At 66.2% G+C, this 9134-nt stretch carries 8 protein-coding genes; 2 read left to right on the top strand and 6 right to left on the bottom strand.

Annotated elements, in window-relative coordinates; all coding sequences use genetic code 11:
- Positions 1 to 1765 (bottom strand): sensor histidine kinase (locus FRW57_RS12330; protein ID WP_238999408.1); only part of this gene is annotated, 1765 nt, incomplete at its 3' end.
- 148 nt (positions 1766 to 1913) lie between these two features.
- On the opposite strand from FRW57_RS12330, the gene FRW57_RS12325 reads away from it, so the two are divergent.
- Positions 1914 to 2495, top strand: coding sequence for a hypothetical protein (locus FRW57_RS12325; protein WP_162529345.1), 582 nt, complete (start codon positions 1914 to 1916; stop codon positions 2493 to 2495).
- Between the two features lie 81 nt (positions 2496 to 2576).
- A complete protein-coding gene (locus FRW57_RS25075; RefSeq protein ID WP_152186102.1) occupies positions 2577 to 3278 on the top strand; it encodes a VOC family protein in 702 nt (233 codons plus the stop codon).
- Between the two features lie 24 nt (positions 3279 to 3302).
- On the opposite strand, the gene FRW57_RS12315 is transcribed toward FRW57_RS25075, so the two are convergent.
- The 5 genes from FRW57_RS12315 to FRW57_RS12295 all read right to left on the bottom strand — a co-directional run bounded on the left by FRW57_RS12315 (position 3303) and on the right by FRW57_RS12295 (position 9106).
- Positions 3303 to 4202 (bottom strand): NYN domain-containing protein, encoded by a 900-nt coding sequence (locus tag FRW57_RS12315; RefSeq protein ID WP_152186101.1) that lies wholly within the window; start codon positions 4200 to 4202, stop codon positions 3303 to 3305.
- A 310-nt stretch (positions 4203 to 4512) separates the two neighbouring features.
- Positions 4513 to 5382, bottom strand: a complete 870-nt coding sequence (locus FRW57_RS12310; protein ID WP_162529344.1) for a hypothetical protein — start codon at positions 5380 to 5382, stop codon at positions 4513 to 4515.
- A gap of 211 nt (positions 5383 to 5593) precedes the next feature.
- The gene (locus tag FRW57_RS12305; protein WP_152186099.1) at positions 5594 to 6415 is read right to left on the bottom strand and encodes a GIY-YIG nuclease family protein; all 822 of its coding nucleotides are present in this window, start codon (positions 6413 to 6415) and stop codon (positions 5594 to 5596) included.
- Between the two features lie 215 nt (positions 6416 to 6630).
- Positions 6631 to 7308, bottom strand: coding sequence for a restriction endonuclease (locus FRW57_RS12300; RefSeq protein ID WP_203230311.1), 678 nt, complete (start codon positions 7306 to 7308; stop codon positions 6631 to 6633).
- A 367-nt stretch (positions 7309 to 7675) separates the two neighbouring features.
- The gene (locus FRW57_RS12295; RefSeq protein ID WP_203230310.1) at positions 7676 to 9106 is read right to left on the bottom strand and encodes a hypothetical protein; all 1431 of its coding nucleotides are present in this window, start codon (positions 9104 to 9106) and stop codon (positions 7676 to 7678) included.
- Between the last annotated feature and the right edge of the window lie 28 nt (positions 9107 to 9134).

Genomic DNA, 9134 nt, shown 5'->3' with positions numbered 1-9134 from the left:
GGGCGGCGGCCCGCTCCCGCAGCCCGGCGAGGCCACGCCTGCCTCCGGGGGTGTGGCCTGCGCGTGTCGGCGTGCCGTTACGGACGGTGACGCTCACGGCGTCGCACTCCCGGCGCACGGTCACGGTGGCGTCCGCTCCGGGTGCGTGGCGCAGCACGTTCGTCAGCCCCTCCTGCACGATCCGGCAGGCGACCTCCCTGGTCTGGGGGTCGTGCAGTCCCGGGGTGTCGAGGACAGCGACGTCGGCCGTGAGGGTCAAGCCCGCCTCGCGGGTGCGCTCAAGCAGGCCAGCCAGGTCGGTGGCGCCCCGGCCAGTCATCGCGGTCGCGCCCTCGCGTGCCGCTTGGACGATCGTCTCCATCACCAGCCGGGCACGATGCGGATCGGTCTCTGCCATCCGCCGGGCGGCCCCCGCCTGGAGGGCGACCACCGTGAGAGCGTGGCCGACCTGGTCGTGCACCTCCCGGGCGAGCCGGAGTCGCTCCTCCACGAGGGCGCGCTGCTGCGCGACCGCCTCCTGTCCGGTGAGTAGCCGGTTGCTGGCTCGACTCTGCTCCACCAACGTGCTGCCTTCGTTGACGGCCAGCCCGCCGAGCCAACACACGAAGATGATCACCGCCTCTCCGAACGGGTCGTCGGTGCCCACCCCGACCAGCTGCCCGAGCCAGCACAGCGCCAACCCAAGGACCGCGTCACGCCGGGTGGACAGCACCGCCACCGCGAACGCGGCCGCCAGGGTGAACGTGGTGCCGCTGAGCGAGCCGTCCAGCGGCGCGACCAGACGCGAGAACGCCACGATGGCGCACCAGGCCACGGTCAGGGCTGCCAGGGGGCGCCACCACACCAGGGAGAGCGCGAGGCCGACCGCGGCGCCGGCGACCACCGCGAGCCCCGCCGGGGCCGACAGCTTGAGCGCCCCCGTCGACTCCAGCGCCAGACCCGCGCCGATGCCTCCCGCGGCGAGCACCGTCCACCCCTGTGCGGCTGCCCTCAGGGCAGGCAGGTGGTCTGCGGGAGTCGGCGCGGGGGGATCCGGCACCTCGACCGGCACGGTCAACGCGACCACCTCCTCCCTGGTGCGAACGAGCAGCCGGCGGGCGGCCTGCTCGATCTCGCTCGGGTCGGCGCCTGTCTCTGCGCGATCCGCGATCGCGACCAGACCGTCGAGCAACCCGGGCTGGAGCCGTTCGGTGGTGCTTAGTCGCTCGGCCAGCACGGCGGCTTCGCGCTGTCCGCGCAGCCCGCGCAGGACCAGGTCGCGCTGCTCGTCCAGGGCGGTGAGCCGCTCCCGGCGCATTCGGACGACTCGGCCCACTACCGCGGGCAGCACGCCGACGAAGGCCGTCAGGAAGAGCACACCGTTGACGAGCGCCCAGCCGGACATGGTCGGCAGGTCGACCGCCAGGCTGAGCAGCAGTGGAAGCAACCCGCCGAGGACGACCGCGCGGTCACGCCCGTGGGCGCCGAGCGAGTACGACGCGAACATCAGCGCGAACAGCCACACCCCGCCACCGTCCCCGGCGTCGGACCAGAACACGGACTGGATCGTCGTACCGAGGACGGCGAACGCCGCGATGACGCAGAGCGGGACGACCGGCCGAATCCGGCGCACGGCGAGAACACTCAGCAGGGGCACACCGCAGGCCGTGAATGCCAGCAGTCCGGGCCGGTGCCGGTGCAGCACGACTGCCTCGGCCAGCCCGGCCAGCACGAAGCCCGCGGCGACCACCGCGTCCGACCTGGTCAGCCCTGCACGCCCCGGCACCCAGCACAGCCTAGAAGGGCTCGCGGCATCTGGAGTCCTTCTTGAGAAGGACGCCACGCGGAGGACCGGATTTCGGCTTCTGGGCGGACGACCGGTGCACCCCGCCGTACCTAACGTTCTTGCCACCTCCTGGAGAAAGGACACACCGATGACCACCACGACCACCACAACCCTCCGAGCCGAAGCCCGCACCGAGGCCTTCTGGCTGCGGCTGACGCTGGTCAGCATCGCCCTGGCGATCCTCGGCCTGCTGATCATGGGTCTGTCCATGCTGTTCGGCACGCCCCACGACGACAACTTCCGCGCCAGCGACTACATGCTCACCAGCGCCGCGCTGCCGCAAGGCGTAGGCCTCTTCCTCGCAACCCTCGGCTTCCACCGCCTCCAGCGCGGCCAGGACGGCAAGCTCGGCACCGCCGGCATCTGGGTGTACGGCGTCTGCATGGTCGAGCTTGTCATCGAATGCATGGCCTCGGTCGTGGCGGGCTCAGAGCTGATCTGGGGTCCGCTCTACCCGCTGTGCGCGTTCGGCCTAATGATCGGACTCGCCCTGCTGGCCGCAGGCTCGTGGAAGGTCGGTCTGCTCCCGAAGTGGATGCTCGGCGTCTGGCCCCCGCTCGGCCTCATCGGCTCCTTCTTCGGCATCGGCCCGATCCCGCTGGTCTTCATGGCGTTCCTCGCACTCCTCGCCATGGTGCTGCCGCAGCGCCTTCGCAACTGGACCACCTGAACGGTCCTCGCCCCGATTCGGGCGCGTGATCGGCGGCCCTCGGCGGGCCGCCGGTTATCACAGTCAGCCGGACTCGCTTGAATGGACCAACCTGGTCTGCTGGCAACCGATGGCGACCGGAAGGCCCACTGTCGGCAGGACGATTCCGGGCCTAGCGTTCCTCACGAACGCGACCGACGGGAGAAACGCTATGTTGCTCATTCGCACCACCGGTCATCATCCGTGGTGCCAGAACTCGTATACGCCGACGTTGAACAGGCGATCGACTGGCTTTGCAGAACCTTCGGCTTCACTGAATCGTGGCGGGCGGGTGGACACCGAGCTCGGTTGGGGCTCGGCAGCGGTGTACTCATCCTCGCGGACACCGACCCCCAGCACGGGCGCGCCTCACCGAAACCCGACCAGCCTCGGAGTCACTCGATCGCGGTCAAAGTCGACAACGTTGACGCGCATCACTCTCGCGCACGCCAACACGGAGCGCGCATTCTCAGCCCACCGGCTGACTACCCCTACGGGGAGCGCCAGTATTCGGTGGAGGATCTTGCGGGCCACCGGTGGACCTTCACCGAGGTTATCGCCGATGTGCTGCCCGAGGACTGGGGCGGAACGTCATCGTCAACGTTGACAGATTCATGCGGACAACCCGACGGGTCGCCGCGAGTCCCACCAGAACAATCAACAGTTCCATCGCTCGCCCGCGCACACGTTCCGTGTTGCTCCGAGGTCGAGAGCGGCCACGCAGGCGCGTCATATCGCCGCTTAAGCATCGGTGACGGCACCTAAGCTGTGCGCCTGCCTGCCCACCGTTCAGGGCAGTCGCACCGTCAGCTGGCCGTTGTCGACCTTGGAAAAGACCTGGTCGCCGCGGGAATCGACGAAGGCGCGGAACGACGAGAAGCCCAACGACTTCTCCTTGAAAGCGGGGTCCATGCGCTGCATCTGGCTCTTAACCCCGGCGGCATAAACCCAATCGCCGTCACTCTTCTGCAGGACGACGCGAATCGCGCGCACCAACAGATCAGTAGCCGCGTCGTCGGGAGTGTCCTTGGCCGAAGTTTTCGTTGACTTCTTCGCCGCCGACTTCTTTGCTCCCGGCTCCTTCGCTACCGACTTCTTCGCGGCGCTCGGCTTCTTCGCTGCTGACGGGGGAGGTGTCACACCGGGCAGGTGGGCGTAGTCGATGAATTCATTGCAGGCCGAAACCAGTGCTCGGCTCGTCGAACCGGTGACGCCGATACCTACAACGTACCGGCCGAGTTGCTTGCAGCTCTGGGCCAGCGGCACGAAGTCGGAGTCGCCGGCGACGAGGACGACGTGGGTGATCTCGGGGTGGCGCATCAGATCCTCGACAGCGTCGACGGCGAGTCTGATGTCCGCACCGTTCTTGACCCCGGAGGCAGTAAATAGCTGAACCAGGTGCAGCGAGCGCTGGATCAGCTCGGTCTTGTAGGACGCATTCGCCGGCACCGACCAGTCGGCGTACGCGCGGCTCAACGAGACGCTTCCAAACGAGGCAGCAAAGTCGATGATCGCGCCGAAGTCGACACGTGCAGCAGCCAGCTTCAGGTCGATCGCGTCCTTCGAGCCTGCGGGTTGGCCATGTTGCCGCGGGTCGTCCTTACGCCATGCCTGCTTGCCGTACACGTCGTCGTAGCGGGAGATGACTACGTTGTCGAAGTCGATGTACACCGCGACGCGTTCGCTCATGACCGCAGACTACGGGCATCGACTCCGACAAGTCATCGGTCACGGGCCTGCCGCTGTCACGAGGGAGGCGCTCACCTGGCCACGCGCCGACCTGCGCCTGACCGACACGTCTTGCCTCCAGAGGCGGGTTCTGATGAACGAAGGTGCGTTGAAACACGGCCAGCGTCACCACGTGCGGCAAGCGCAACGTCATACGCTCGCGAGTGCACGCGTCATACCGCCGCATGTATCCCGCGTGTTTCGGCGCGATCCGCCGCCCCGTTGGCCGGCGTGCGTTGTCTTGCGCGGCCACGCCGGTAGGGTGGCTCGACTAGCAGACCAAGCTGGAGAAGTTCGGTGCCCACGTCAGCGCGATACCAGCCGAGGATGCCACCGAACCCCAGCGCAGGTGATCGTCTGGCCGCCGTTCCAGGACAAGTATCGGTCGGATCTCGGTGACGTCGGCAGGCAAATTTTCGCGAAGCGTATGGGCGTAGTCCAAAACTTGGCCAATGCCGAGTCGTAGCTGTTGGTCCTGGCGCCTGCCTGTCAGGCTCTTTACCTCGGCCACACATAGGACGCCAGCCTCGGCATGCGATATCCACGCGATGTCTACCCGCGGTAATGTCAGCGCCATAGCCTCGGTCGGTCTCAAGTACGAGACGAGGGTGCGAAGGGTCGTCTGATGGGCTGCGGTTCCACGATCCAACCCGATCAAGTCGATTTCTAGGCCGGTCGGTTCATGCGCTGGCGCCGCCCCTATCGTTAGCGGGACGAGGCGCGGTCGATTGACCTCGTCAACACCGCGCCGGCGGACTTCAATAAGGTCATCAGGCACGGAGCGAGAGCGCAGGCACGGAGCGGGGGACCCCTTGAGCAGCGCCGTGATGCCACTGTCATCAACAATACAGATGTGATTGCCTGATCGTCGCTGATCTTCGACGTAGACTAGGTTCTTGCTGCGAACACTCACCGGGTCGGTGACGACCTCGGGCAGCAATTCGCCGAGGACGAGGACCGTAATCCGCGCATTGCGAGTGCCAGATATCGGCTGTCCACCTCGGTCGCGAACCAAGGCGAACAGTTGGTCACGAACAGTGGCTTTCCCCTCGACGCGGCTCTTGCCGGTAAACAAGATCAGTTGGCCGTTGAGTGTCGCAACGGCCCCGTCACATTCAGGTCTGCCGACTCGAGGGGACATAGGTGCAGACTGGCAGAGATCGGGCACGTTTGCCTCACGCTCCCTGCCGCCAGTGTCACGACAGGGAGCGCCCATGCAAACCTGCGTCATACCGCCGCCTGTGATCCAAACTCACAGGCTGATGCGAGTGCGTCGCTTCGCGGAGGCCAAGGCGGCGCGCGCCGACCAGCATCCTGTCGGAATCGCATACGTGCCTCCTTGGTGACGGGACCTAGTTGCGGTTCAAACCGAACTCACGGGACAGCAGCTTGTTCTTCCAGTAGGACTCGATCTGCTCGATAGTTTCATCGGGGGTGTTTTCGTCGACCACTTCGAGCACTGACACTTGGTAGTTCCTGCGTCCGCCCCTCGCTGCGGCCTTTAGCGCCACGTCACCGCCATCACCGCCGGCCACGTAGTTCATCCAGCGGCCAAGAAGGCTGTCCGCACCCTTAGCCGAGCCAACGTACTGCTGGCCCGAGTCGACGTCGACCAACAGGTAGACGCCCTTGACGCTACGGAGCACCTGTTGCCAACCATTCGGGAGACTCGGTACCTCGTCGATGAGGCGGACAAATACACGGAAGCCGGGAAAGTGAGGCTCGTACTGCTCCGTGATCTCAATCAGTGGCTTCGCCTGGTTTGCGGCTTGCTGAACCCATACCCGTGCTGCGGCGCCCCAGTCGATGACAGCCATGTCCCGGTAGCTGGCCAAGTGGTCAACCAACTGCAACTTGTACCGGAACTGCCCTGAGACGTCCTGCTTCAGCAGCGTATCGATGCTCCCGGGCGGGCAGGTGTCGACGCCGTCGACCCGGTACATGCCCACGAACACTGTCTTGCCGGCCTCAGTCACGACGAAGCTCGCCAGGAAATCACCCACCGGGAAGATGTCCTTGACCTGAACCCCTTGGTAGTCCTCGAAGGCACCGCGATCGTTCCGCCAGGCCCGGTACAGGCGACCTGCTCCGAGCCTGCCGTCCTGGTGTCGCACAAGGCGCACCTTCGCTGTGTCGATCCCTTCGATGGACAAAAGATCGTTGAAAGTTAGCACCGTCACCTCCAGCCAGCCGCCATTGCCCTGAGGCTAGCCGCAACCTTGGGAACTGCTGGCTTACCTACCACGAAAACACGCTCACCGAGGAGCCCCACGCCACTCGGCCGGACGCCACTGCCGGCACCAGAAGGGCCACGAAGTCACGCAGGACCGGCGCGCATCCCCGACCGACTTTGCGTGCGTCGCTGCGGCCGTGGTCGGGTACCCCATGATCAGACCGCCTGCCTCCGGCAGGCGTCAGAAACGACATCGACGATGCCCTCGTCGCCGTGGCGGCGCACCCAGAACACGGCGAGCCCCAGCCGTTGCTTGGCGAGCGCGGGAAGTCGCTCCACCAGACCCCTGTACTGTCGGTTGACCGGGAGCGCGATCTCGTACGTGGCGTGCGGATATTCCATCCGTTGGACCAGCTCGCCAAGCATGCCGAGGAAGTAGCTGACTTGCTGGGCGCCGTTCTTGCCGGTCTCGGCCTTGGCCTCGATGACGTAGCGGCGCCCATCAGGATGCCGGGCGTCGAGGTCAACCCCCCGGGCGCGGCCCCACGCGACCACCACATCGAAGCCCTGCTCGGTGAGATACCTGCGGACCGCTTCCTTGACCTCATCCTCGGTGATCCGGCTGTTGACGAGGCCACCGGGCGCCACATTTTGTGGGTTCGATACGGGAAGCTCCCGCGCTGCCGTGTCCGGCAGCGCACTGACGACCTTTCCGTCGGGTCCGATGAAACGCCGCAGATGGCCTTGGGCCTCCAGCCGGCGCGCCGCCTGGTTCACCACCTGCCGATGCTCGACACCCAGCCGGCTCGAGAGCACGTCATCGTCCAACGGCCCTGAGTGGATCGCAAGAAGAATCCGCTCAGTCAAGGTCGCCATGAGCGCCATGAGCGCCATGATGCCACGTCCCTCCAGGGCACTCCGGTAGTCGGCACGTAGGGGTTCATGGTGAAGTGCCCCTTGGGGCGCACACGCCTCTAGCAGCCGCGTGAGTGGCATCTTACTTTCCTGCTGGCCATTCATCCGGCGGCGGGGACCTCGCCGCCCGCGACGCCGCCGAGTGTGTGCACGGCGACTACCCGATTGCGCGTGGTCAACCGGCTGCCAGTTTCGATGTGTCGCGGCATGGGCATGCGCGACCGAGGCGTCAGCATCGGTAAAGGTCGCCCGGGCGGCCTCACCATAGTCGCATGGCCAACGTGATCACGGTGTGCCACGACGGCCCCGCGCCGAAGAGGGTGCGGGGCCGTGTTTGCCAGCTCGCCTAACCCGTTGCTTCCGCGTCCGGGCTCTGGTGGTCGTGCGGGAGGGTGGGCTCGGCGGCTGCCGGGCCCCTGTCAGCCTGATCGCCTGAGACCGTCGTCCCCGACGGAGGCGCCGCAGGAGGGCTGTCCGGTTCGTCGACGAGCTCGGGTCCGTCTTGAGATGAGACGGACGTCGACACGAGGGCGACGGGCTCGGCCGGTGGCTCCGGGGTCTCGCGCATCTTCGGCGGGGCTGACGCCCAGGCCTTCAGGTGCTGCAGCACTTCGCGGTAGAACACGTTGACGGAGTCGTTCACTGAGTCGATGAAGGCGCCACGCCCCCGGCCGCGCTTGGGGCCCATCGGAGCCACCATCGCAATGCGGAACATGCGCAGATCCTTCTTTGGGTCGGCCACCAGCAGGGCCGGGTCAGAACGGACCGCGCCCAACAGCTCCGCGGTTCCCTGGCCACGCGCGTGCGCGACGAACGCCTCCAACCGCAAGCCGTCGGGGGCGTGACGCAGTTGACGAACCAGCCAGTTCACGCGCGTGAGCGGGCGCCCTGACTTCGGAGCGTCAAGGTCGACGTGGCACGTGATCTGTCCCGCTCGCAGGTCAGCCGTGACCACCAACGACCCCACCGTGTTCGGGATCCGGATCGCGCCACGCAACAGGCCGCTGGAGGTCAACGACTCCACCAAGGCCGCGGTGCGCACTGCCGGGTCGAGCTGCTCCTTGCGGGTGAGCACCGGTGTCACCTGGTCACCCAGCTGCTTTCCGAGCTCCAGGCAGCAGAAGCGCAGCAGCGCCTCAAAACGGCCCGCGATCGCCGCGGCGCCCTTGTCGGTGTCCCGCAGCGTCGAGGACGCCACGGCGTCCCTGACCTTCACCCAGTGCTCGCCCATGTCGTCGAACTCGAGCGCCCCAGACCGCGAATGTTCCAGGTACCGAATCAACTCCCCGAGGATCCACGCCTGGTCTGGGTCGCTGACCCCGCGGTGCTCCTTCTGAATAACCGCCTGGGACAGGACGTGCGTCCACGACCAGTGCTGCAGGCCGACCTTCTTCAGCTTGCGCTTATCGACCCTCGTCGGGTGCTGACCCGCGATCGGAGGGATCTGATTCGAGATCGTGATGACCGTGTCGAACCCCTGCTCCCGAGCGATGTCCAGGTAGTTCTCCAGCTGTCCCGCTGCCAGCTCATTCTTGCCGGTCTTGACCTCCACCAAAGCGGTCCAGCTCCGCTGGCCCCGGGTGACACGAATGAGACCATCCGGATACAGCCGCTTGTCCCCGAGATCGAACGGGACCTCAATATACGTCTCGATCGTCCCCGCCGGCCCGCCAGCCTGCTGGATCAACACCCGACCAAACTCGCGTGGGGCCTGACCCTGAATCTTGGACACGCTGATTCCAGCCTTGGGCTGGGGAAGCGAGATGATCAGGACCATGGCCCGTAAGAATTACTCTGAGGAGTTT

This window comes from Segeticoccus rhizosphaerae, from assembly GCF_009192725.1.
GTDB classification, from domain to species: domain Bacteria; phylum Actinomycetota; class Actinomycetes; order Actinomycetales; family Dermatophilaceae; genus Segeticoccus; species Segeticoccus rhizosphaerae.
The sequence above is the reverse complement of the archived record's forward strand: the minus strand, read 5'-3'. Positions and strand labels throughout refer to the sequence as shown.

Coding starts and splice junctions, on each gene's coding strand:
- FRW57_RS12325 (WP_162529345.1), top strand. CDS start 1,914: ATGACCACCACGACCACCACAACCCTCCGAGCCGAAGCCCGCACCGAG.
- FRW57_RS25075 (WP_152186102.1), top strand. CDS start 2,577: ATGGACCAACCTGGTCTGCTGGCAACCGATGGCGACCGGAAGGCCCAC.
- FRW57_RS12315 (WP_152186101.1), bottom strand. CDS start 4,202: ATGAGCGAACGCGTCGCGGTGTACATCGACTTCGACAACGTAGTCATC.
- FRW57_RS12310 (WP_162529344.1), bottom strand. CDS start 5,382: ATGTCCCCTCGAGTCGGCAGACCTGAATGTGACGGGGCCGTTGCGACA.
- FRW57_RS12300 (WP_203230311.1), bottom strand. CDS start 7,308: ATGGCGCTCATGGCGCTCATGGCGACCTTGACTGAGCGGATTCTTCTT.
- FRW57_RS12295 (WP_203230310.1), bottom strand. CDS start 9,106: ATGGTCCTGATCATCTCGCTTCCCCAGCCCAAGGCTGGAATCAGCGTG.